24 protein-coding genes are annotated in these 22,617 nt (G+C 38.6%); 13 read left to right on the plus strand and 11 right to left on the minus strand.

Annotation, left to right across the window (positions count from 1 at the left end; translation table 11 throughout):
- Nucleotide 1 precedes the first annotated feature (1 nt).
- From P9211_RS04745 to fba, 9 genes are all read left to right on the plus strand, one after another.
- Nucleotides 2–511 (plus strand): YqeG family HAD IIIA-type phosphatase, encoded by a 510-nt coding sequence (locus P9211_RS04745; protein WP_012195524.1) that lies wholly within the window; start codon nucleotides 2–4, stop codon nucleotides 509–511.
- Nucleotides 508–1,602, plus strand: coding sequence for a glutamate 5-kinase (proB, locus tag P9211_RS04750; protein WP_012195525.1), 1,095 nt, complete (start codon nucleotides 508–510; stop codon nucleotides 1,600–1,602). The genes P9211_RS04745 and proB overlap by 4 nt, the downstream gene beginning before the upstream one ends.
- Nucleotides 1,603–1,634: 32 nt before the next feature.
- Entirely contained in the window at nucleotides 1,635–2,678 is a 1,044-nt protein-coding gene (lpxD, locus tag P9211_RS04755; protein WP_012195526.1) for a UDP-3-O-(3-hydroxymyristoyl)glucosamine N-acyltransferase, read from the plus strand.
- Nucleotides 2,679–2,714: 36 nt separating this feature from the next.
- Nucleotides 2,715–3,797, plus strand: a complete 1,083-nt coding sequence (gene leuB / locus P9211_RS04760) for a 3-isopropylmalate dehydrogenase (RefSeq protein WP_012195527.1) — start codon at nucleotides 2,715–2,717, stop codon at nucleotides 3,795–3,797.
- Nucleotides 3,798–3,882: 85 nt separating this feature from the next.
- Complete coding sequence (locus P9211_RS04765) at nucleotides 3,883–4,785, plus strand: phosphoribulokinase (protein WP_012195528.1); 903 nt, start codon at nucleotides 3,883–3,885, stop codon at nucleotides 4,783–4,785.
- A 92-nt stretch (nucleotides 4,786–4,877) separates the two neighbouring features.
- Nucleotides 4,878–5,750, plus strand: a complete 873-nt coding sequence (gene accD / locus P9211_RS04770) for an acetyl-CoA carboxylase, carboxyltransferase subunit beta (protein ID WP_012195529.1) — start codon at nucleotides 4,878–4,880, stop codon at nucleotides 5,748–5,750.
- 10 nt (nucleotides 5,751–5,760) lie between these two features.
- Complete coding sequence (locus P9211_RS04775; RefSeq protein ID WP_012195530.1) at nucleotides 5,761–6,159, plus strand: hypothetical protein; 399 nt, start codon at nucleotides 5,761–5,763, stop codon at nucleotides 6,157–6,159.
- Nucleotides 6,160–6,162: 3 nt separating this feature from the next.
- Nucleotides 6,163–7,284 carry a Gfo/Idh/MocA family protein gene (locus P9211_RS04780; RefSeq protein WP_012195531.1) on the plus strand — a complete coding sequence of 374 codons (1,122 nt, stop codon included), beginning with the start codon at nucleotides 6,163–6,165 and terminating at the stop codon, nucleotides 7,282–7,284.
- 601 nt (nucleotides 7,285–7,885) lie between these two features.
- Nucleotides 7,886–8,959: a class II fructose-bisphosphate aldolase gene (gene fba / locus P9211_RS04785; protein WP_012195532.1), complete on the plus strand. Its 1,074-nt coding sequence runs from the start codon at nucleotides 7,886–7,888 to the stop codon at nucleotides 8,957–8,959.
- 72 nt (nucleotides 8,960–9,031) lie between these two features.
- Here the strand turns inward: fba and purQ are convergent, their stop codons facing one another.
- The 4 genes from purQ to P9211_RS04805 all read right to left on the minus strand — a co-directional run bounded on the left by purQ (nucleotide 9,032) and on the right by P9211_RS04805 (nucleotide 11,914).
- Nucleotides 9,032–9,688 (minus strand): phosphoribosylformylglycinamidine synthase subunit PurQ, encoded by a 657-nt coding sequence (gene purQ / locus P9211_RS04790; RefSeq protein ID WP_012195533.1) that lies wholly within the window; start codon nucleotides 9,686–9,688, stop codon nucleotides 9,032–9,034.
- Nucleotides 9,685–9,966 (minus strand): phosphoribosylformylglycinamidine synthase subunit PurS, encoded by a 282-nt coding sequence (gene purS / locus P9211_RS04795; protein WP_012195534.1) that lies wholly within the window; start codon nucleotides 9,964–9,966, stop codon nucleotides 9,685–9,687. Before purS ends, purQ begins: the two co-directional genes overlap by 4 nt.
- 398 nt (nucleotides 9,967–10,364) lie before the next feature.
- On the minus strand, nucleotides 10,365–11,399 hold the full coding sequence (cobW, locus tag P9211_RS04800; protein WP_012195536.1) for a cobalamin biosynthesis protein CobW: 1,035 nt from the start codon (nucleotides 11,397–11,399) through the stop codon (nucleotides 10,365–10,367).
- Nucleotides 11,400–11,419: 20 nt separating this feature from the next.
- Nucleotides 11,420–11,914 carry a pentapeptide repeat-containing protein gene (locus P9211_RS04805; protein ID WP_225866187.1) on the minus strand — a complete coding sequence of 165 codons (495 nt, stop codon included), beginning with the start codon at nucleotides 11,912–11,914 and terminating at the stop codon, nucleotides 11,420–11,422.
- Between the two features lie 89 nt (nucleotides 11,915–12,003).
- On the opposite strand from P9211_RS04805, the gene P9211_RS04810 reads away from it, so the two are divergent.
- The 3 genes from P9211_RS04810 to ilvD are packed head-to-tail and all read left to right on the plus strand — an operon-like array spanning nucleotide 12,004 to nucleotide 14,650.
- Nucleotides 12,004–12,615, plus strand: coding sequence for a uracil phosphoribosyltransferase (locus P9211_RS04810; RefSeq protein ID WP_225866188.1), 612 nt, complete (start codon nucleotides 12,004–12,006; stop codon nucleotides 12,613–12,615).
- A 23-nt stretch (nucleotides 12,616–12,638) separates the two neighbouring features.
- Nucleotides 12,639–12,938, plus strand: a complete 300-nt coding sequence (locus P9211_RS04815) for a hypothetical protein (RefSeq protein ID WP_041391121.1) — start codon at nucleotides 12,639–12,641, stop codon at nucleotides 12,936–12,938.
- Between the two features lie 41 nt (nucleotides 12,939–12,979).
- The gene (gene ilvD / locus P9211_RS04820; protein ID WP_012195540.1) at nucleotides 12,980–14,650 is read left to right on the plus strand and encodes a dihydroxy-acid dehydratase; all 1,671 of its coding nucleotides are present in this window, start codon (nucleotides 12,980–12,982) and stop codon (nucleotides 14,648–14,650) included.
- 2 nt (nucleotides 14,651–14,652) lie between these two features.
- Here the strand turns inward: ilvD and P9211_RS04825 are convergent, their stop codons facing one another.
- From P9211_RS04825 to glpX, 7 genes are all read right to left on the minus strand, one after another.
- Entirely contained in the window at nucleotides 14,653–15,060 is a 408-nt protein-coding gene (locus tag P9211_RS04825; protein ID WP_012195541.1) for a hypothetical protein, read from the minus strand.
- Nucleotides 15,047–15,595, minus strand: a complete 549-nt coding sequence (locus P9211_RS04830; protein WP_049750861.1) for a CIA30 family protein — start codon at nucleotides 15,593–15,595, stop codon at nucleotides 15,047–15,049. The genes P9211_RS04825 and P9211_RS04830 overlap by 14 nt, the downstream gene beginning before the upstream one ends.
- A 73-nt stretch (nucleotides 15,596–15,668) precedes the next feature.
- A complete protein-coding gene (gene pgl, locus P9211_RS04835; protein ID WP_012195543.1) occupies nucleotides 15,669–16,382 on the minus strand; it encodes a 6-phosphogluconolactonase in 714 nt (237 codons plus the stop codon).
- Nucleotides 16,383–16,391: 9 nt separating this feature from the next.
- Entirely contained in the window at nucleotides 16,392–17,810 is a 1,419-nt protein-coding gene (gene gndA, locus P9211_RS04840; RefSeq protein WP_012195544.1) for an NADP-dependent phosphogluconate dehydrogenase, read from the minus strand.
- Between the two features lie 161 nt (nucleotides 17,811–17,971).
- Nucleotides 17,972–19,267, minus strand: a complete 1,296-nt coding sequence (locus P9211_RS04845; RefSeq protein ID WP_012195545.1) for a glucose-1-phosphate adenylyltransferase — start codon at nucleotides 19,265–19,267, stop codon at nucleotides 17,972–17,974.
- A gap of 122 nt (nucleotides 19,268–19,389) precedes the next feature.
- Nucleotides 19,390–20,697, minus strand: coding sequence for a glutamyl-tRNA reductase (locus P9211_RS04850; protein ID WP_012195546.1), 1,308 nt, complete (start codon nucleotides 20,695–20,697; stop codon nucleotides 19,390–19,392).
- Between the two features lie 29 nt (nucleotides 20,698–20,726).
- Complete coding sequence (gene glpX / locus P9211_RS04855; RefSeq protein WP_012195547.1) at nucleotides 20,727–21,731, minus strand: class II fructose-bisphosphatase; 1,005 nt, start codon at nucleotides 21,729–21,731, stop codon at nucleotides 20,727–20,729.
- A 202-nt stretch (nucleotides 21,732–21,933) separates the two neighbouring features.
- Between glpX and rpe the strand changes: the two genes are divergently transcribed.
- Nucleotides 21,934–22,599, plus strand: a complete 666-nt coding sequence (gene rpe, locus P9211_RS04860) for a ribulose-phosphate 3-epimerase (RefSeq protein WP_012195548.1) — start codon at nucleotides 21,934–21,936, stop codon at nucleotides 22,597–22,599.
- The last annotated feature ends 18 nt before the right edge of the window (nucleotides 22,600–22,617 follow it).

The raw sequence follows: 22,617 nt of genomic DNA on the forward strand, positions 1-22,617 counted from the left end.
TATGGTTAATTATTGGCCAAAGCCAAACTGGAATTCTGAAATTATTATTACTAGGATCTCCCCAAAGGAAATTTCCGATAGAGACATAAAGGTACTTCTACTAGATGTAGATGGAACTCTTATAGGAGGGAAGGAGACTAAGATAGATCAATCAGTAATAGACTGGGTTGATGAAGCAAAAAAATACTTTCACTTACATCTTGTAAGCAATAACCCTTCTAAAGAAAGAATTAAAACTATTGCACAACAAATTGATATTGACTTTACTTATGGAGCACTAAAGCCTAGACGGTCATCTATACTCAAAGTAATAAAGAATTTAGAAGTCACAAGAAGAAGTATAGGTATAGTAGGAGACAGACTGTTTACAGATATTCTCGCTGGAAACCGACTTGGAATCTATACAATACTTGTAAAGCCGATGGGCAATAAAGGTGAGATGTCTAAAGATACTAATTTACAAAATTTAGAAATGAAAATTGCAAAGGTATTTGGTAAAATAATATCATGACACTCTGGGTATTAAAGATAGGGACAAGTTTACTTAGAGGAACAGAAAAGCTATCGACAAAAAAAATAATCCATAACTATTGTTCCTGTATAGCAGAATCTAAAGCCAGAGGTGATCAACACATAATTGTATCCAGTGGAGCCGTTGGTCTGGGATGTATTCAACTTGGCTTTAAAGATCGTCCTAATAACATTAATGATCTACAGGCTGCTGCGTCTGTTGGCCAAGTACACCTTATGGACTTATATCAAGAATATATGGCAACTTTTGGGTACAAAGTGGCTCAAATCTTAATAACCCGTTCGGACTTTAGCTCACGTAATTGTTATAGGAATGCCTCAATGACTCTAAAAAGACTTTTAGATTGGGGAGTACTTCCAATAGTCAATGAAAATGACGCAATAGCTAATGAGGAATTACTATATGGGGATAATGATACATTATCTGCGCTTGTTTCTACAGCCATTAATGCTGATCAATTAGTTCTATTAACCGACATAGATCGTCTTTATTCAACAGACCCAAAAGTTAGTAATGAAGCAAAGCCAATAACAGATGTTCTTAATCCAAACCAATTAAAAGATATTGAATCGACCATTCAAAAGCCAACTAATTGGGGTACTGGAGGAATAAAGACAAAACTTGTTGCAGCAAGAATAGCCACTGAAAGTGGTATAAAAGTTCATCTTGCAGACGGAAGAAAACCAGAAACATTATCTAATATTCTTCAGGGCTCTAGAGGTGGGACGGTATTTCACCCAAGTCCAAAACCTATAGGAAATAGAAAAAGCTGGCTGGCACATGCTTTAGATCCAGCGGGAGCTATAGAAGTCGATGAAGGTGCATGTAAAGCAATCCAAAATAATGGAGCATCACTTCTTCTTGTAGGAATAAGGCAAATACATGGTGAGTTTACTGCCAACCAACCAGTCAAACTAATTAACTCAAAAGGGAAAGAGTTGGCTAGAGGTATTAGTTCATTAAGTAGTGATTCTCTAGGAAATTCAATTAATAATCCAACAAATAATAAGAATTCACCTGTTGTCATTCATAGAGATGTCCTAGTTTTGACAAGCGACCTCTTCACGTAGAAATTCTAGTCAAATCTTTCATACGAAAAACCATGCAATTCAGCCAATTAATTGACTTCCTGAAAATTGGAGAAGCACATATTCAAGATTTTAATTTTGGAGATGACCCGGAAATAACTAAAGCATCTTCAATAGATATTGCTAATCCAGATGAAATTAGCTTTTTAGAGAATGATAGTTATCTATTAAGTCACATGAGTTCAACAAATGCTTCTGCTTTATTGCTTCCTAACAATAATCAATTGATAGATATAGCTAATTCCAGGGGGATTGCCTGGGCATCATTCAGAGATCCAAAATTAGCCTTTGCAGAAACATTAGAGTATCTTCATCCTCAATCACAGCCTCTTATAGGAATTCATAAAACTGCAGTCATTGGAAAAAATGTGAAGATTGGGAAGGAAGTCTCAATTGGAGCAAATGTAACAGTTGGTGATTACTGTCAAATAGGAGAAGGAACAGTTATTAGTCCTGGGGTTGTCATTTACAACAATGTACAGATAGGAATCAGGGGTGAATTACATGCAAACGCTGTAATCCATGAAAATACAAATATCGGCAATAATTGTACTGTTCAATCAAATGCTGTTATTGGATCAGAAGGCTTTGGGTTTATCCCAAGCAAAAATGGCTGGAGAAAAATGCCACAAATAGGAATTGTTGTTATTGAAGATAATGTGGAGGTTGGAGCAGGATCCACAATAGATAGACCATCTGTTGGCGAAACAAGAATTGGTTCAGGTACGAAAATTGATAACCTTGTTCAAATTGGCCATGGTGTCGTAACAGGAAGAAATTGCGCTATGGCAGCTCAAGTAGGAATTGCAGGAGGAGCCTCATTAGGAGATGGAGTAATTCTTGCTGGACAGGTTGGTGTAGGAAATCGTGTATCCATTGGGGACGGTGTTATAGCGAGTTCAAAATGTGGTGTTCATGCAGATGTATCTCCTGGTGAGGTCATAAGTGGCTTCCCAGCCATGCCAAATAAGCTATGGCTGAGATGTTCAGCAAATTTCAAAAAACTCCCTGAAATTGCTAAATCAATAAGGGATCTGACAAAATCACATAGAGGTTAATCTCTTAGAAATTATTTACCTTACTGATCCTTAAAGATGAAAACATACAATGTTGTTTTATTACCAGGCGACGGAATAGGTCCAGAAATAATGGATGTGGCAACAAAAACAATAGATTATGTAGCTCAGAAATATAACTTTGGAATTGAATATGAACAAAAACTAATAGGTGGTTCAGCTATAGATAAATATAATGATCCGTTGCCAGAAGAAACTTTAAAAGCCTGTAAGAGCAGTGACGCTGTCTTACTTTCAGCAATAGGCAGCCCAAAATATGATGCTCTACCCAGAGAAAAAAGGCCTGAGTCTGGTTTACTTAATTTAAGATCAGGTCTAGGATTATTTGCAAATATTAGGCCAGTAAAAGTCTGGCCAGCACTAATTAGTGAAAGTTCTCTAAAGCAGGAGATAGTCCAAAATGTTGATCTTGTTGTGGTAAGAGAACTAACAGGCGGCATCTACTTTGGGCAACCAAAAGGAAGATTACAAAGTGAGAATGGTGAGAGAGCTTTTAATACTATGACCTACTCAACAATGGAAATAGATAGGATTGCCAGAGTTGCATTTGAACTTGCTACCGATAGAAAAAAGAAACTATGTTCTATAGATAAAGCCAATGTTTTAGATGTAAGCCAATTATGGAGAGAAAGAGTAATAGAACTAAGCTACAACTTTCCAAAAGTTGAATTAAATCATTTATATGTAGACAATGCAGCAATGCAACTTATAAGACAACCAGACCAATTTGATGTAATTCTAACTGGCAATCTGTTTGGAGATATTATTAGTGATGAAGCAGCTATGTTGACTGGTTCAATTGGAATGCTTCCTTCCGCATCATTACGACTTGAAGGTCCTGGACTTTTTGAACCAGTTCATGGATCAGCTCCAGATATAGCAAATAAGGATATCGCCAACCCAATGGCCATGGTCCTTTCAGCAGCAATGATGTTAAGGGTTGGTCTAAAAGAGAACAACGCAGCTGATGACCTAGAGAATGCGATAGATAAGGTCCTTAAAGATGGTTATAGAACATCAGATCTTATGACTAATGGCAAAAAGGTGCTTGGATGCAGGGAAATGGGGGAGCAAATTCTTATGAGTCTTGCAGCTGCATAAATAACAAGATCAATAACTGTCTAATAAAAATAATCAGAGTGACAGACGACCTGCGAAAATTATTAAGTAAATCTCTTTAGCGTCGATGTCGAAGCGTCACCCAGTAGTAGCTGTAACTGGTTCATCAGGAGCTGGAACAAGCACAGTCAAAAGAGCCTTCGAGCATATCTTCGCTCGTGAGGAAATAGTACCTGCAGTTGTGGAAGGGGATAGTTATCACCGCTTTGAAAGGAACCCTATGAAACAAGCGATGGCAGATGCGCTTGCAAAAGGAGAGAACTTTTCTCATTTTGGACCTGAGGCAAACTTGTTTGACAAACTGGAAGAATTATTCAAGGAATATGGTCAAACAGGAGGTGGGAAAAAAAGATATTACCTTCACAGCCAAGAAGAAGCCGATGAACACAATGCCAGACTAGGGACTGAACTAAGTCCAGGGCAATTTACGCCATGGGAAGAGATCCCAACGGGAACTGATGTACTCTTCTACGAGGGTCTACATGGTGGTGTAGTTGGAGATGGTTATGACGTTGCATCCCTCGCTGATCTTCTGGTTGGAGTAGTACCTATTACAAACTTAGAATGGATACAAAAAATACATAGAGATAACGCAGAAAGAGGTTACTCAGCAGAAACAATTGTTGATACTATTCTAAGAAGAATGCCAGATTATATAAATCATATTTGCCCACAATTTAGCCGTACAGATATTAACTTCCAACGTGTACCAACGATAGATACATCTAACCCTTTTATTTGCAGAAATATCCCAACTCCAGATGAGAGTTTTGTAATAATACATTTCAGAAAAGGAGCTAGAGAAAAATGGGGTATAGATTTTCAATATCTACTTGGAATGATTAATGAATCATTCATGTCAAGTCCTACAAGCATTGTAGTCAATGGAGGGAAAATGGGTTTTGCAATGGAATTAATACTTACACCTATAATTCACAGAATGATAGAAGAAAAAAGCAAAGCAAAATAACGAATAAATATTTGATTAATGGTAAAGTCGAAATTTTAAAACGCAAAGATGTAAGATAATCAAAATATATTTAATCAAAGAAGCTTACTATTGTGTCTTTATTTGATTGGTTTGCAGCTAGAAGAAAAGACCAGTTTGTTGGGAAGGTCATCCAAGAGGCAGAGGAAGCAGATGGCCTATGGGGCAAATGCCCGGAATGCAGTCAAGTTGTTTATAGGAAAGACCTCCTAGAGAATGCAAATGTATGCAGTAATTGCGGTCACCATAATCGAATAAATAGTGACGAACGCATTAAGCTAATAGCGGATCAAAATAGCTTCAAAAGTACAGACAAACATCTAAGTCCTGTAGATCCACTTGGTTTTAAAGACAGAAGAGCATATGCAGATCGATTAAGAGAAAGTCAGTCAAGTACAGGAATGAAAGATGGTGTGACTACAGGTGTATGCCAAGTAGAGCAAATTCCTTTGGCACTTGCCGTTATGGATTTCCGTTTTATGGGTGGATCTATGGGATCTGTAGTTGGTGAAAAAATCACCAGGCTTATCGAGAAAGCAACTAATCAAAAGCTTCCATTATTAATTGTCTGCGCTTCTGGAGGGGCACGAATGCAAGAAGGGATGCTAAGCCTAATGCAGATGGCAAAGATCTCAGGGGCCTTAGAAAGGCATCGAGAAGCTGAATTGCTATATATGCCTCTACTTACTCATCCAACAACAGGTGGAGTAACAGCAAGTTTTGCTATGCTTGGAGATTTAATCCTTGCAGAACCTAAAGCATTAATAGGTTTCGCTGGAAGAAGAGTAATTGAGCAAACTCTTAGAGAAAAGTTACCTGATAATTTTCAAACAGCAGAATATCTGCTTGACCATGGATTTGTTGACAAGATAATACCTCGCACCCAGTTAAAGAAAACATTAGGAGTTCTACTTAGGCTTCATGGCTATAGAGAAAAGAGAAAGTAAAAGCTTCTAGATGAATAATTTAGTCAAGAGAATACTTTCTCCCTTCCTAATACCATGTCTATTAGCATTGTTTATTTTTAATTTAAATGTAGTCAAAGTAAAAGCGATAAGTCCAGACTGGGTAGAAGTGGAAAGCGCTAAAAACGGAAGACAATGGTGGGACAGCCTAAGTATCAAGGAAGATCACCAAGGTTATATATCTGTAAATACTAAATATTTACCAGCTGAGGATGATAACAATAATAAGTTAAGAGAGATATATTACACTATGTCTATAGATTGTTCAAGAAAAAGATATAAGGATATTGTTATAGATGGGATAAGGCAAGAAAAAACTTATTGGAAAGAATCAATTTATGATCGTCTTACACAAAGTATAATAGAGGAATCATGCAATAAATTCGGTTAGAAAATGATTATAGAAGAATCCACGAAGAATAAGATTAAGGTTGCAATTGCTGGCTTAGGGTTTGGTGAGAAAGTTCACTTAAAGGCTTTAAATGAAAGTGATTTAATGCTGCCAGTTGCGCTATGGCACCCTAGGCTTGATCGCTTAACTATTGCAAGCGAACAGTATGGTATCCCAGGCTACACTGATTGGGATTTACTTCTTGAAGATAAAAATATAGAAGCAATAATAATTGCAACACCACCCGAGCCACGCTATGGGCTGGCTATCAAAGCTCTAAATGCTGGTAAACATTTGTTTTTAGAAAAGCCAATAGCACTAAACAGTTCACAGATAATAAACCTTCAAAAATTAGCTATATCTAAAGGACTTACTGTTGCTGTTGACTTTGAATATAGGGCAGTACCACATTTCCAACAAGCAAAAGAACTCCTTTCTAACAATACAATAGGAACACCCTGGCTTATAAAATTAGATTGGTTAATGGGTAGTCGAGCAAACAAGAAAAGAGAGTGGAATTGGTATTCAGAAAGAGAAAAAGGAGGAGGTGTAATTGGAGCCCTAGGAACACATGCTTTTGACATTCTTCATTGGTTCTTTGGGCCAACGACGTCTGTAACCAGTCTATTATCAACATCTATAAAAGAGAGGCCAGCTAGCAATAGTTCTGAACTAAAACCTGTAACTAGCGAGGATATCTGTCTTGCTCAGTTGCAACTCAAATCTAATTCTATTCAGTCCATAATTCCTGCACAAGTAACTCTGTCAGCAGTTTCTAAAGAAGGAAGAGGGTTTTGGCTAGAAGTTTACGGAAGCGAAGGGACACTAATACTTGGCAGTGACAATCAGAAAGACTACGTTCATGGTTTTGGCCTCTGGTTATCAAACAATGAAACGAAACTCCAATCAGTCCAACCTAAAAAAAAGTTCTGCTTTTCGAAAACATGGGATGATGGGCGTATAGCACCAGTTAAAAGGATACATGACCGGTGGTGTGAAAGTATTAAAATGAAAACTCCAGTTATACCAGGCCTTATGGAAGGACTAGAGAGCCAAAAAGTATGTGACAAGATAATAGAATCCAACCTAAATTCTATTGATATGAGTATGAATAGCCTGATCTAATAATTATTTGACAGGGTTAGATTGCTTTCCAATAAGATCAGATTTTGCTTAAGAATCAAATACTAAAGAAAATTATTTCATTTGAGGTTCAGATTATACAAACTTAGTCTGTACTTAAGAAGTTGAAAATAGAATAGTAAGATAACATGAGTTCCTGACTATAATCCCTAATTTTTTTATTGGTTTGGTTAGTATTGAAAAAAATTCTTTCTAACTAAATTTTTAAAAAAGTTTGGTAGAAAGGCGAGGGATGGCAAGTTGATTATTCATATGAAAGTGCTTTAAGGCACTAATTTCTTAAAAATTAGGCAGAAGTTCATAAAAGGTGCAAAAAAGGGTTCTTATCTCCAGGTCAAAAGGCAGTTCAAAACCATCAGAATAGCTTTGCCAAAAAGGATCTCACCTTCGTCTCGTGAGGAATTATTTTGAGACGAATATAAAGATCTGCGAATTCAGAACACTTATTAAAGATAACTTTTGCAGCTAAGAACGATCTTTATTTATTTAATGCGTGACATTTCCTACCTTTATCTTCTAAAGTCCTGGTCAATTTGACCTTGGCTGATTCCAGGCAGGGTCTATATCTGAACATTTAATCAAAATGGCTCTCGTTCCACTAAGACTTCTTCTTGATCATGCAGCCGAAAACGGCTATGGAATACCCGCTTTCAATGTGAACAACCTTGAACAAGTTCAGGCGATTATGGAAGCTGCATCAGAAACTGACAGCCCTGTAATTTTGCAAGCATCTCGTGGAGCAAGAAGTTATGCAGGGGAGATATTTCTCCGACATCTAATTATCGCTGCAACAGAGACTTATCCAAATATTCCAGTAGTAATGCATCAAGACCATGGGAATGAGCCATCAACTTGTTACTCAGCTGCAATAAATGGTTTCACATCAGTGATGATGGATGGCTCCTTAGAAGCAGATGCAAAAACACCAGCAAGTTATGACTACAACGTACAAGTAACAAAGACTGTAGTTGATTTTGCCCACTCAGTTGGAGTCAGTGTTGAGGGTGAGCTTGGATGCCTTGGATCATTAGAAACTGGAAAAGGTGAGGCTGAGGATGGCCATGGTTTTGAAGGTGAGCTATCAAAAGATATGTTGCTTACAGACCCAGCGGAGGCTGCTGATTTTGTTCAAAAAACCAAAGTTGATGCTCTGGCTATAGCTATTGGAACAAGCCATGGAGCATACAAATTCACAAGAAAGCCAACAGGTGAAGTATTAGCAATTAGCAGAATTGCTGAAATACATAAAGCTCTTCCAAACACTCATCTAGTGATGCATGGCTCTAGTTCAGTGCCTCAAGAATGGCTAGATATGATAAACAAATTTGGAGGGGCAATTCCTGAAACATATGGAGTACCAGTAGAAGAAATTCAAGAGGGTATACGCAATGGTGTAAGAAAAGTGAATATTGATACTGATAATAGGTTGGCTTTTACTGCAGCTGTAAGAGAGGCTGCGGCTGCAGATCCAACTAATTTTGACCCAAGACACTTCAACAAGCCAGCACGTAAATACATGAAACAAGTTTGCCTTGACCGCTATCAACAATTCTGGTGTGCAGGTCACGCAAGCAAAATCAAGCAACAAAGCACCAATTACTATGCTGACCTTTATGGGAAAGGAGCATTAGAGCCAAAAACATCAGTAACTGCCTAATAGAGAAAATAGTGAGGGGCTGACTGCTTCAGTCTCTTCACTAAGAAATAAATGCCATTGATAAAATAAGTACTAGCTAGAAATCAAGTTCTGTAAAATTCTGGCTCCATCAATACAGCCAAGAACAGGGTCTGTTGCTCTTTCAGGATGTGGCATCATTCCTAAAACATTACCTTTTTTATTGGTAATACCAGCTATGTCATTTATTGAACCATTAGGGTTCTCTTTATAGCGAATAGCAATCGAATCTTCATCCTCTAGTTTTTTTATTTCATCCTGGCTGCAATGGTAACGGCCTTCTCCATGAGCTATAGGAAGTCTAATATTTTCACCAAGTTGGTATTTCGCAAACCAATCAGTCCTATGACTTGAAATCGATAAGTCAATAGAATTACATATAAAATGAAGGTTTTGATTCCTAGTTAATGCTCCAGGTAATATTCCAAGTTCAGTGAGTATTTGAAAGCCATTGCATATCCCTAATACTTTTCCTCCATTATCTACAAATTCAAGTAGGGACTCAAGAATAGGAGCAAAGCGGGCAATTGCTCCACATCTTAGATAATCACCATAACTGAAGCCTCCAGGAAGAACAATTGCGTCAAGGTGACTCAAGTCTCTTGTCTCATGCCAAAGGAAAGTTGTTGGTATGCCGAGGCATTCCTCTGTAGCCCATTTAACATCACGATCACAATTTGATCCTGGAAAAACGACAATGCCAATAGTCATAAGTTCTTGCCAGGTATGGAAGGATCTATTTGATTAAGATCAAAGCTCCAATTTTCTATTACAGGGTTCGCCAGTAGCCTATCGCTAATAGTTTCAACAGTATTTCTAGCTTCCTCTTCAGAAGGTGCAGAAATATTCAGCTCAATCGCTTTACCTATTCTTATACTTGTAATCCCTTGAAGGCCAAGCCTTGTTGCTGCAGACTTAGCAGCTTCTCCTGCTGGGTCTAAGACTGAGGGTCGTAGGCTAACAAATACCTTTGCTTGAAAGTTCGGCACTTACTGAAAATAAAAAAGTAATTTATGGATTCCCAAATTTTCTTGTGGGAGTCATTGATAAAGATAGGTCTTCAGTTTGTTTTATCAATAAAATGAAGTTTTATCTAACGATCGTCTTCTACAAGACCCCTTCCTAGGCAAGGTAGACAAGTGTGATAGCAATTCGGACTGGTTTTCATATAACCATTACCACCACAATTTGAGCAGGTAATCCAGTTAAGAGTTGAACTATTTTCCAAGTTTTCGGAAATTTCTTTGGTTTTAGCTATAGAAAGGTTCAATTAGGAGAATCCAGAGAGAGCTAAATGAAAAATAATTTTCTTATAAAGGTTCACAGGTTTTGAAAGTTTATGCAAGCAAAAAGTAATATAAATTCCAATTTTTGTTTAAAAGAGGAGCTATTGAGAAAGGCTTTTAGTAAAAGAGTCTTCTATTCCATCCTTGAGGCTTAAAACGACAATATCTATTCCAGACTGTTTAGGTTGCCATGATTGACTAGGAGCTTTCTCAAACCAACTATCAAATCTTGATCCAACCATTTGAACTTGTAGAGGAAGGATTTTACCTTTAACCCAGATACGCCCTTTTAATCTCAAAATTTGAAATTCAGAAACTAATGGAGCTATTTTTTCCTGAAAAATAGAGATATCAATGTCTGTTTCTAACCTAATATGATTACTAAAAACATCAAGATGCGAGTGATCATCATGATTATTTTTATTATCAAAGAAATTCGGGAGGGAATCAGAATTTCTAATCCCAAGAATAATTGAAGGATCTATCTGACCATTACTGATAGGTAAAATGGGAGTACCATCTCGTACCTTTTTTAAAGTTTCTAATCTAATACTTTCTAAAGTATTCTTTGACAAGAGATCTGATCGAGAAAGCAAAACCAAATCGGCAACTTTAAGTTGGTCTTCGTACAATTCGTTAACAGGAGTTAAATGATCAATACTGTCATCTGCATCACGCTGTTTTTGCAAAGCAAGTAAGTCACTTACCGGGGATCCAAAAGACAATGCTTCTGAGTCCACCATTGTTACAAGGCCATTTACGAATAATCTTGTACGAATTTCTGGCCAGTCGAGTGCTTGAAGCAATGGCTTTGGCAACGCAAGACCACTAGTTTCGACAATAATTCCATCTAAACTATCTGACTTTGAAAGCAATGCCTCCATTGTGGGCAAAAAATCTTCTTGAACAGTGCAACATAAACATCCGTTATTAAGTTCAACAAGACGTTCCTGAATTTCATCTTCTGGGCAAATCCCACAACTTTTAATGAGATCACCGTCAAGGCCAACACTTCCAAACTCATTAATTATGAAAGCAAGTCTTAAATTACTATTTCGCAAAAGATAGCGTAATAAAGTCGTTTTACCTGAACCTAAGAAGCCAGTAACAACTGTTACAGGGAGACGTTTTGACATAACAGATGATCTAGTACTTATTAGCAACCAAGACTATATTCAGTATCTATGCCTGTATTTGAGTTTGTACCACTCGCGATAGAGCAAAGTTGCTTTTGTTGTATCCGACTTAAGACCGCATCAGTAAAATCGGCTCCATCAATCTTTGTATTAACGAAAGTACTTTCCATTAAAAGAGCATTTGTCAAATTTGCATCTGATAAGTCGGTGTTTTCAAAGTTAGTTGCATAAGCAAGGGAATCATGCATATCTGCCCCATTAAATTGAGCGTTAGTCAAATTACTGTTATTAAATACTGCTCCACTGAGGTCACTATCCTTGAAATTAATCCCACGAAGATCAAATTTCACAAATTCCCGTCCACTTAGGTCTTGAGCGTGCATGTCTTGACTAATATTTAAATCATCCTGATTTCGAATTTCAGGTGGTCGTTTTGCCCATACCAATTGACCTGAGATAAAAAAGCTCATAAACAAAAAGACAACAACAAAGGTTTTGAAAAGACGTAAAAGCATTTTTTTTATTGGCATAGAAGATAAATAGAGCACAAAGCTAGTAGTTTATTTATTCACGTTATTGCAAATAAGCACAAAAGATCATGTCAATGACACTACGTGTAGTTATCCCTCCACACCCTTTGATAAGTCATTGGTTGTCAATTCTAAGGATCGAATCAACACCTCCTCCTATCTACGCAGCGGGTTTAGCGCAGATTGGCAAATGGTTGAGCTACGAAGCAATAAGAGACTGGATACCATACAAAAAAGAAAAAATTATTACAAAGAGAGGGCAAACTGAAGGCTTGCTCGTTGATCAGGCCATTCCAATTTATGTGTTGCCAAATATGCCCGGAGGTTTTGAGCTTTGGCAGGGCGCAAGGGAACTGATCCCAAATTCGACCTTATGCATAGGAAAAATTCCAAATTCTATAGAAAATACTGCAGGCGTAATTCTCTATTGGGATCAAATTTGTACTGGGAAAAGCCTATTGGCAAACTTAAAGTTAGTTAAAGAGCAAGGAATACAGCAAGTACAGATAAGAGTTATTACTGCTGTAGCCTCAAGTCAAGGTCTTAAAGATATTGGAGAGTTATTCCCTGAACTCACAATATATGCAGCTTGTATTGATCCTGAGATAACAGAAACAAATGAATTGGTTCCTGGAATTGGCAATCCACTGGAGCGACTTAATACACGAATGACAGAGCAGCATTAGACTGTTCATAGATGACATTTATTATGAATCGATATCGAGAGTCAACATCAAGCACCTTGGGGTCCTTGATAAGTGGAGCTGTACTAGGAGCAGCAGGACTTGCTTTATGGCTTTTCTCAGAAGCAGATAGACGACAACAAGCAAGAAAGCAGAAAGCAATGCTCTATGCCCCTCGAATTCAAGATGGTTCTGAAGCGTTAGATAGTTCCTCCTCCAACCTAGGAACAAACAGAAATGAAAACCTTGAGAAAAGAGTGGAACAATTAAATACAGCTATAGCTGATGTTCGAAGACAACTAGAAGAGCTTGGAGAGCAAGAATAAAAGGCTTAATAAAATATAAGTAACAGAAAATCAAAACAATTATGCTTCGATCCAGTGCAATCACCCAAGGAATTCAGAGATCACCAAATAGGGCTATGCTCCGAGCGGTTGGATTTAATGATAATGATTTTAACAAGCCAATAATTGGTATTGCTAATGGGTACAGCACAATTACACCATGCAATGTTGGATTAAATAACCTAGCCCTACACGCAGAAGCCTCAACAAAAGTATCAGGCGCTATGCCACAAATGTTTGGCACAATAACTGTTAGCGATGGAATATCTATGGGGACCGAAGGGATGAAATATTCACTAGTTTCAAGAGAGGTTATAGCCGATTCAATAGAGACAGCATGTAATGCTCAAAGCATGGACGGTGTTCTTGCAATAGGAGGATGTGATAAAAATATGCCTGGAGCCATGATTGCCATGGCAAGAATGAATATACCCGCAATTTTCGTGTATGGAGGGACAATTAAACCAGGGAAATTAGACGGTTGTGATTTAACAGTAGTAAGTGCATTTGAAGCCGTTGGGCAATTAACAAGTGGAAAGATTACTGAAGATAAACTTATTGCTGTAGAAAAGAATTGTATTCCTGGAGCAGGAAGTTGTGGAGGAATGTTCACAGCTAATACCATGTCCGCAGCAATAGAAACGCTCGGATTAAGCTTGCCTTATAGCTCAACAATGGCTGCTGAAGATAAGGAAAAAATAGAGAGTGCTGAGCGTAGTGCCAAAGTCCTGGTAGATGCAATTGAAAAAAATATACGTCCTTTAGACCTCCTAACCAAGAAATCATTTGAAAATGCTATTGCCGTAGTCATGGCTGTTGGCGGGTCGACAAATGCCGTATTACATTTATTAGCTATTGCTAGGTCATCAGGAGTGGACTTATGCATAGATGATTTTGAAAGAATTCGACAGAAGGTACCTGTGATTTGTGATTTAAAGCCAAGTGGCAAATATGTCACTGTAGATCTACATAAAGCTGGTGGAATACCTCAGGTAATGAAGCTGCTTTTAGATGCGGGCTTATTACATGGTGATTGTTTAACTATTGAAGGTATAACTATCGATGAGTCCTTAAAAAATATCCCTTCAGAGCCACCAGCGAACCAAAATGTGATATCTCCAATCACAAAGCCAATATATAAAAAAGGACATCTAGCAATCTTAAAAGGAAATCTCGCAACCGAAGGATGCGTAGCCAAAATAAGTGGGATTAGGACCCCAGTGTTGAAAGGTCCAGCAAAAGTATTTGAAAGTGAAGAAGACTGTCTCGACGCAATCTTAAAAGAACAGATACAAGAAGGAGATGTAATAGTTATTAGAAACGAAGGCCCTGTAGGAGGACCCGGAATGAGAGAAATGTTAGCACCAACCTCTGCCATAGTTGGACAAGGCCTAGGGGATAAGGTTGCTCTAATAACAGATGGACGTTTTAGCGGTGGTACTTATGGTTTGGTAGTGGGACATATAGCACCAGAAGCATCAGTGGGAGGGAATATAGCCCTAGTCAAAGAAGGTGACATGATTACTGTTGACGCGCACAAAAAGTTGATTCAATTGGAAGTAGATGAAAAGGAGCTCTCAAAAAGGAGGACTTTATGGGAAAAACCAGAAGTTAAATATAAGACTGGAATACTAGGTAAATATGCGCGTTTAGTTAGCAGTTCAAGCAAGGGTGCTGTAACTGATCAACCATGATATTAATGGTTTTCATCTGGTATTAGGAGAGATCTAACTCTCCTTACAAAAGCCTCGAATGATGCACTATAAGATGGAGCATCACACTGCTTACCAGTCCCAGCGTCCATCCAAACAGAATGTTGACCATGCCAAAGGATAGGTCTTTGTTCGTAATAACTCCAAGCCAAAGTAATGCTTAAATCAAGACCACTTTTAAAAATTTCTAAATCAATATCTTCTTCTGGCACGCGTTCTCCTTCTATATTTCGATTTTCTATATGTAAAATTAAATCAATAGAAGACGAGTTACCGTTGTTGGTATTAGACGATTTGTCAACAACAGAATGTCTCCAAGGAATTAGGCAAAGATCAGCAGCCTTGGCTACCTGGTTCAGCAAATTATGAGTAGAGGTATCAGTTGTAGACATTTAATGATCGCAAAAGGATTCTAAAAGGACCGGGCATAAAAGTATTGTTCTGCTTACCAGGCATACCAAATTTTGAATATAATAACTGTAGTTGATTAATCGCATCAGTTCGAAACTTCGGATTATAAGACAAAGGTTCTGACCTAAAAGTAGGCTGGAAATTGTGAAAGGGAATATTAATTCGTGTAGTACCAGACTTTTTCGTTTTAACCTCGGCGACCCATCTAATACGGTCAAAAAACAAAGAAGAGGCATGAAGAAAGCTGTCGTTACAATTTACTGCAAATTTAAGGGTCTGACCCTCTGCATCAATTTCAATCTGAATGCCTTCATACATAGACAAGTCAATAGGTTTAAATAGAATTCTAGACCTACAACTTACAAAGCCTCCATTTTCCTCTACTAGGCAACCTTTTACTAAAAGACCATCCGGAGTTGAGCTACATGACGCGTCGCTCATACCCCCCATGATAGTGTCATTCAAAGGAGTCCATTCTTTAAATGGAAATGTTTCTGATATTGAGATTATTGAAATAACAGAAAGCTCTTTCCCTACCTTAGACGAGCAGGTGGAATCATCACAAGAGAGTAGTCATAAAAGATGTAATTTAAATCTGTGTAGCTGCATCAGCATCAGCAAGGACGAGTATTTCAGAATTTGGTTGAACCAGCTTTGCGGGAGTTCTAGAGGGTAGTTCAGTTGGGTCAACTAATCGTTTAAGGGCAATTTGCTTAGATTGACCAGTGACCAAGAACACAACCTTGTTAGCTGCACAGAGAACAGGTGCCGTTAGGGTAATGCGCCTTCTAGCATTGCCTACAGAAACTGCAGTAAATAATTTTTTTTCAGCTAAGGCTTGAGAACCGGGGAATAAGGAAGCTGTATGACCATCCTCTCCAAGTCCAAGTAAAATCAAGTCGAAAACTGGTGGATTACCTTGGCAAATTGTTTTAATAATCTTGATAAAAGCTAAAGAGCTCTCCTCAGGTGTTTGATATTCAAGAGTTGGAACTGGATAAAATGATGCGTTGCAGCCTGGTTGACTAGCAAGAAGCGTACGTCGAATCATAAGAGCATTGCTAGATTCATCATCAGATCCTACCCAACGTTCATCGCCCAAGAAAACATCTACTCTGTCCCAAGGGATAGGTTCACGTCCTAGCAGAGTATAAGCTTTAGCTGGAGTTGACCCTCCTGAAAGTGCTATTTGACAACGTTCTTTGTGAGTGAGAGTAGAACGTATATGGTTGCAGATAAGTTGGCTTGCAAGTTGAGCAGCTTGATCTTTATTCTCTGCAATATCAATTTTGTAACTAGCCATTGGGTCTAATTAATTCAACCATTCTGTATGGAAAAAACCCTCCTTATCTGTCCGTTCATAAGTATGAGAGCCGAAACAATCACGCATAGCCTGAACTAGGTTTTGAGGCAAGCGCGAAGTTCGATAGCTATTTATATAATCGAGTGTGCTACTAAAGCAAGGTACTGGTATACCTGCCTGTGATGCATATGAGACCACCTTTGCCAATCCAGCAATTCGTTTGTCAACTTGATTGAGGAACCAGGAATCTAATAAAAGGTTTTTTAATTGAGGATCTTTTTGAAAAGCATTTTGTATATGAACTAGAAGCCTGGAACGGATGATGCAACCACCTTTCCATATCTGAGCTATCGAAGGCATATGTAGGTCATAATTATATTCATGGGAAGCTATGCGCATTATCTCCATACCCTGTGCATAGCTAGCAATTGTTGACAATACTACTGCATCCATTATTGGAGACATCCCATCTGAAGGAGTGCCAAGTTCATAACTCCCAATTAAAGGTTCTTTTAGTAAAGTCGATGCATATACTCTTTGAGATTTAAGAGAACTCATCACTCGTGCATTTAGTGATGCATAAATTGTAGGAACGGAAGCACCTAACTCCAAAGCACTAATTACAGTCCAGAGTCCTGTACCTTTCTGCCCTGCTTTATCCATGATTTTTTCTACAAGATCCGTGCCGTCAACTGAATCTTTAGTGCGAAGACAAGTTTCAGTAATTTCAACAAGATAAGAGGACAGTTCTTCTGTGCTATTCCAATATGCAAAGACGTCAGCCATCTGATCACCTGTCATTCCACACATTCTTTTCATTAAGTCATATGACTCAGCGAGTATCTGCTCGATACCATATTCAATTCCGTTGTGGACTGTTTTGACAAAATGTCCTGAACCACCAGGGCCTATGTAGCTAACACAAGGGCCATCATCAACCTGTGCTGCCATTTTAGTTAGCAATTGCTCTACTGATTCATAGGAAGATTTTGTTCCTCCAGGCATCATGCTTGGCCCTTCTAAAGCTCCTTTTGCCCCTCCGGAAACACCCATTCCTATATAGCCAAAGCTCTTACTTTCTAATTCTTCCACTCGTCTTTCTGTGTCTGAGAAAAGTGCGTTACCACCATCTATTAGTAGGTCACCTTCCTCAAGATAAGGAGATATTTGACTTATCACAGCATCAGTAGCAGGGCCAGCCTTAACCATCATCAATATTCTTCTAGGGCGCTCTAATTTATTTACTAATTCCTTAAGATCTTTTGCTCCTGATATCGACTTTCCTAATCCACGACCGAGCAAGAAAGACTCTGTTTTGGAGTAAGTGCGGTTATAAACCACACTAGAGAAACCATTCCTTTCAGCATTAAGTACGAGATTTTCTCCCATAACGCCAAGACCAACTAAACCAAAATGAGCCTTGGACATGAATAAGAGATTTTTTTACTTTGAATAGTGTGACCAATGCAATGAGAATCTGCTGGTTATTCTTGGTAAATGTCAGGAATGAACCATCCATCTGTAAATACAAAAATGAATAAAGCCTCCCAAATTAAATAAATCGAGCTGATATACCCAAAAAACAATCTTCAAATTATTGTTCCATCAGAGATGGTTGCATTCTTTACTACAACAACAATGCCATTACGTATATAGAAACCTTCTTCAGGGCGATCTGCTTCTTCTACATTATCTTTATTGACAATGGCAACATTCTCACCAATACGGGCGTTTTTATCAAGAATTGCTCTTTTTACAGTAGTTCCTTGACCGACTCCCAGAGGTATTCCCCCACCAGATCTTAGGGCAATTCTCTCTTCTCCTGATTCGTAAAAATCGGAACCCATAACTAGGGTATCTTGAAGTACAACATCACTTTCTATTCGACTTCTGACGCCCAATACACAATGATGAATGCTACAAGCCTTTAAAATGGATCCTTCACCAACAATAGAGTCAGTTATCTGTGCATCTACCAATTTTGATGGAGGCAAATATCTAGCTCTTGTATAAATAGGAAATTTTTCATCATAAAAGCTAAAAGGGGGCTTTGGCTGTTGAGTAAGTGCAAGATTTGACTCAAAGAATGCGCCAATAGTTCCTATATCCTCCCAATAATCATCGAAGACATAACTCTTCAATACATCTCCACGGTTAAGAGCTTCGGGTATAACTTCCTTGCCAAAGTCTTTATAATTCGGATGTTTGTTTAGAAGATCAAAAAGAGTAGCTCTACTAAAAACATATATCCCCATAGATGCTAAGTATGGCCTTTCTTTAGCGCTTTGAGCAGTTAGACCAAACCTAGATGTATCTACAGCCATAGCCTTAAGGGAATCACCTGTTGGTTTTTCTCTAAATTCTTTAATATTCCCTTCTCCATCTGTTCTCATTAAACCAAATGCTTCAGCTTGGCTAGAGTCAACAGGAAGTGCGGCTACAGTAAGATCTGCACCTGTAGTTCGGTGATGATTAACAAATTGACTGTAATCCATTCTATATAGCTGGTCTCCAGAAAGGATCAAGTATTCATCAACATCCCATTCCTGAAAGATCCATTGATATTTTCTTACTGCATCAGCAGTGCCTTCGAACCAAGAAGGACTTTCTGGGGTTTGTTGTGCTGCAAGTACTTCTACAAAACCTTGGGCGAATGGTGAGCTTAGATTATATGTCTGAGAAATATGCCTATTAAGTGAAGCGCTATTGAACTGAGTTAATACATACATCTTGTGAATGTTTGAATTAATGCAGTTGCTGATGGGTATATCGATCAAGCGATACTTACCTGCTAGCGGAACAGCAGGCTTTGCCCTCATTTTTGTTAATGGATAAAGGCGTGACCCTTTACCTCCACCAAGGATAATGGCCAGGACACGCTTCATTACGACCAAATAGAATGCGTTTGTAGTGCAAACCTAATGGAAGATGGTCCTCTAAAACCATAAAGGGAGACAGTCCAAAAAGTCATCTCACTAGCAGAGGAAAAAACAACAAAAAATAAGTCCTATTCGGACTCCGAAACACCTAATTCAAAAAGGGTTTCAATAACTTCTAACGATATTTTCCTGTTAGAACTTGTTTGAGGGGCCCGAAGGTTCGTTACAGGGGTGTGGAGAATCTTATTTATTATGCCTTTACTTAATGCCTCAACTACTTTCCTTTCCCTAGCTGAAAAATCGGGACCCATTCTACTGAGAGCTTTTTGAAGTTCTTCCTTACGTACAGACTCTAGTGAGGACCTTAAAAGGTTAATAGTAGGAACAGCCTCAAGACTTGCCCACCATTCTAGGAAGATTCTTCCTTCTTCATCTACTAGAGCTTCAGCTTCTAGGGCGATTTGCTGTCTAGCTTCTTGGTTTCTTGAAACAACTTCCTGTAGATCATCTACATCGTGAGCTTCAAATCCTGTAAGGCCTTTAACATCAGAGGATATGTTTCTTGGAACACCAATATCTATCAAACGAAGGGTTTCATCTCTTACAACTTCTTTTAAACGAGCGGCATCTATTATTGGATTCTCAGCTGCAGTACTTGTAAAGATTAAGGTTGAGTTTCTTAGTGATTCATCAAGATCATCCAGTAATTGACAATGAATATCTACATCAGGAAAGTCTAAGGCTAAGGCCTCCGCGCGCTGAAATGTCCTATTAATAAGCTTTAGTTTTGAACAACCTTTTGATTGCAAATGTTGTATTAAAAGTCGACTCATTCTTCCAGCTCCAACTATTGAGACCTTTTCTCTCTCCAAGCTCATTAATTCGTCCTTCCCTTCTGACTGTCCTAATTTCAATTGGGCAAGTTCTACTGCTGCAGAGCTTATAGAAACAGCACCTGTACCAAGATTGGTCTCGCTGCGAACTCTTTTGCCTGTACTGACAGCTTGAGTAAGTAATCTATTGAGGATTGGTCCCATCGAGTGATTCTCTTGTCCAAGCCGAACCATCTTTTTGACCTGAGAAAGGATTTGACCTTCTCCTAAGACAAGGCTATCTAAGCCTCCAGCGACTCTCATCACATGTTTAACTGCTTCGGCCTGGTCATAAGAGAACAAATGAGGGTCTAATTCATCAATTCCTAATCCTGAGTGTTTGCAAAGGAAATCCTTAATTGCCTTAACTCCATTATCAGAATTTTTGACAAATGAATATATCTCTAGTCTGTTGCAAGTACTAAGAATAGATACCTCAATAATCTGGTCGTTTGTATTTAATGTATTAAAAGCTGAAGGTATATTGTCATCAGAAATGCTTAACTTTTCACGGACTTCAACTGGTGCTGTCCGATGACTAAGACCGACAACAGCAATGTTCATAAAGCAATTACCAAATAATTAAGAGCGGATCAGTTCAAAGCAATGCTTTTAGCACCATCTTTGATGAATACTGAGTTTGTAAATCTGGCAGTATTATCAAGGGTACTTATTACAAGGCTACTAGTTCGAGTGCAATCATTTTCAAACTTAACGCCATGAAAAAGCAAACCGTCAGTAATTCCACTTCCAGCAAAAACAACATTTTCACCTGAAGCCAATTCGTTTGCTTCATAAATTTTGTCTATATCGGTTATACCCATCTCATTTAAACGTTCAATATTGCCTTCTTTTGTATAGTCTGCCCATTCACTTGTCATAGCTATAGCTGGATCATATACAAGTTGTCCTTGGAAATGCCCTCCAAGTGCTCTCATGGCAGCAGCTGAGATTACACCCTCTGGTGCAGCTCCTATACCCATAAGGCAATGAGTACCTGTACCAGCGAATCCACAAGCGATTGCAGCCTGAACATCACCATCAGAAATGGGCTGAACTCTTGCACCAGTTGAACGTATTTCAGAGATAAGTTCCTTATGTCTTGCACGATCCATTACAACAATTGTTAATTCTTCAGCTTTCAAACCAAGGCATTCAGAGAGTATTTTGATGTTTTCTGTCGCAGAATTCCTGATATCAACCTTTCCTCTTGCCGCTGGAGGAGCAGCAAGTTTCTTCATATAAAAGTCTGGAGCATTAAAGAGTCCTCCTCTATCTGAGGCAGCCAATACAGCCATTGAGCCTCTCTGATTATTTGCACATAGATTAGTTCCTTCACAAGGGTCAACAGCAAAATCAACTCCAGGGCCACTTCCACTCCCGACTTCTTCTCCTATATAAAGCATGGGGGCTTCGTCCCTTTCGCCCTCTCCAATAACAATTCGACCTTGCATTTGGATTTGTCCCATGCGGTTGCGCATTGCTTCGACAGCTGCTGCATCTGCCTCGTCCTTTTGACCCAAGCCGGTAAGCCGAGCAGATGCTATGGCTGCCTGTTCAACAACCTCGAGAATTTCTTGAATTAATGTGCGATCCACTGGTAAAACAATGCAGGTAGGAATTTTGCTTAAAGAACCTAGAGTGGACTAGCAAAAGAGATCAAAAATATGACCTTAAATTTTGCATGTGCCAAATAATTTCTAGGTGGTAGGCGGGGACAACTTTATCAGTGGAGGTACATCATTCAATAAAATGACTTGAATTAATAGAATCTAAAAGAAATATCTAAGTTCGATAAAAATGAAATCCCTTGCAATAGCGCCTTCCATTCTTTCAGCTGACTTTTCACGCTTAGGAGAAGAAGTCAAGGCAGTTGATGAAGCAGGTGCAGACTGGATACATGTAGATGTGATGGACGGACGTTTCGTCCCAAACATCACTATTGGCCCTTTGATAGTCGAAGCTCTTAGACCTGTTACAAAAAAACCATTAGATGTGCATTTAATGATCGTTGAACCCGAAAAATATGTTGCAGATTTTGCCAAAGCAGGTGCAGATCATATCTACGTACAAGTTGAAACATGTCAACATTTGCATAGGAACCTTGCTCAGATAAAGGACCTTGGGAAAAAAGCAGGGGCTGTACTCAACCCTGGGACAAAAATCGATACTCTCGAATATTGCTTGGAACTCTGTGATTTAGTTTTAATAATGAGTGTTAACCCAGGATTTGGAGGTCAGAGCTTTATAGAGAATCAAGTTGACAAAATCAGGGATTTGAGAACTATCTGCCAAGAGAGAGGACTCGACCCTTGGATAGAAGTAGATGGAGGTATTAAAGCTGGCAATGCTTGGAAAGTTATCGAAGCAGGCGCAAATGCAATAGTTAGCGGCTCAGGCATTTTCAATCAGCCAGACTATGCTCAAGCGATAAAAGGTATAAGAGAAAGTAAGCGGCCACAATGAATTAATTAAATATACAAA

The sequence above is a fragment of the Prochlorococcus marinus str. MIT 9211 genome, assembly GCF_000018585.1.
Lineage (GTDB): Bacteria > Cyanobacteriota > Cyanobacteriia > PCC-6307 > Cyanobiaceae > Prochlorococcus_D > Prochlorococcus_D marinus_B.

Coding starts and splice junctions, on each gene's coding strand:
- P9211_RS04745 (WP_012195524.1), top strand. CDS start 2: ATGGTTAATTATTGGCCAAAGCCAAACTGGAATTCTGAAATTATTATT.
- proB (WP_012195525.1), top strand. CDS start 508: ATGACACTCTGGGTATTAAAGATAGGGACAAGTTTACTTAGAGGAACA.
- lpxD (WP_012195526.1), top strand. CDS start 1,635: ATGCAATTCAGCCAATTAATTGACTTCCTGAAAATTGGAGAAGCACAT.
- leuB (WP_012195527.1), top strand. CDS start 2,715: ATGAAAACATACAATGTTGTTTTATTACCAGGCGACGGAATAGGTCCA.
- P9211_RS04765 (WP_012195528.1), top strand. CDS start 3,883: ATGTCGAAGCGTCACCCAGTAGTAGCTGTAACTGGTTCATCAGGAGCT.
- P9211_RS04775 (WP_012195530.1), top strand. CDS start 5,761: ATGAATAATTTAGTCAAGAGAATACTTTCTCCCTTCCTAATACCATGT.
- P9211_RS04780 (WP_012195531.1), top strand. CDS start 6,163: ATGATTATAGAAGAATCCACGAAGAATAAGATTAAGGTTGCAATTGCT.
- fba (WP_012195532.1), top strand. CDS start 7,886: ATGGCTCTCGTTCCACTAAGACTTCTTCTTGATCATGCAGCCGAAAAC.
- purQ (WP_012195533.1), bottom strand. CDS start 9,688: ATGACTATTGGCATTGTCGTTTTTCCAGGATCAAATTGTGATCGTGAT.
- cobW (WP_012195536.1), bottom strand. CDS start 11,399: ATGTCAAAACGTCTCCCTGTAACAGTTGTTACTGGCTTCTTAGGTTCA.
- P9211_RS04805 (WP_225866187.1), bottom strand. CDS start 11,914: ATGCTTTTACGTCTTTTCAAAACCTTTGTTGTTGTCTTTTTGTTTATG.
- P9211_RS04810 (WP_225866188.1), top strand. CDS start 12,004: ATGACACTACGTGTAGTTATCCCTCCACACCCTTTGATAAGTCATTGG.
- P9211_RS04815 (WP_041391121.1), top strand. CDS start 12,639: ATGAATCGATATCGAGAGTCAACATCAAGCACCTTGGGGTCCTTGATA.
- ilvD (WP_012195540.1), top strand. CDS start 12,980: ATGCTTCGATCCAGTGCAATCACCCAAGGAATTCAGAGATCACCAAAT.
- P9211_RS04825 (WP_012195541.1), bottom strand. CDS start 15,060: ATGTCTACAACTGATACCTCTACTCATAATTTGCTGAACCAGGTAGCC.
- pgl (WP_012195543.1), bottom strand. CDS start 16,382: ATGGCTAGTTACAAAATTGATATTGCAGAGAATAAAGATCAAGCTGCT.
- gndA (WP_012195544.1), bottom strand. CDS start 17,810: ATGTCCAAGGCTCATTTTGGTTTAGTTGGTCTTGGCGTTATGGGAGAA.
- P9211_RS04845 (WP_012195545.1), bottom strand. CDS start 19,267: ATGAAGCGTGTCCTGGCCATTATCCTTGGTGGAGGTAAAGGGTCACGC.
- P9211_RS04850 (WP_012195546.1), bottom strand. CDS start 20,697: ATGAACATTGCTGTTGTCGGTCTTAGTCATCGGACAGCACCAGTTGAA.
- rpe (WP_012195548.1), top strand. CDS start 21,934: ATGAAATCCCTTGCAATAGCGCCTTCCATTCTTTCAGCTGACTTTTCA.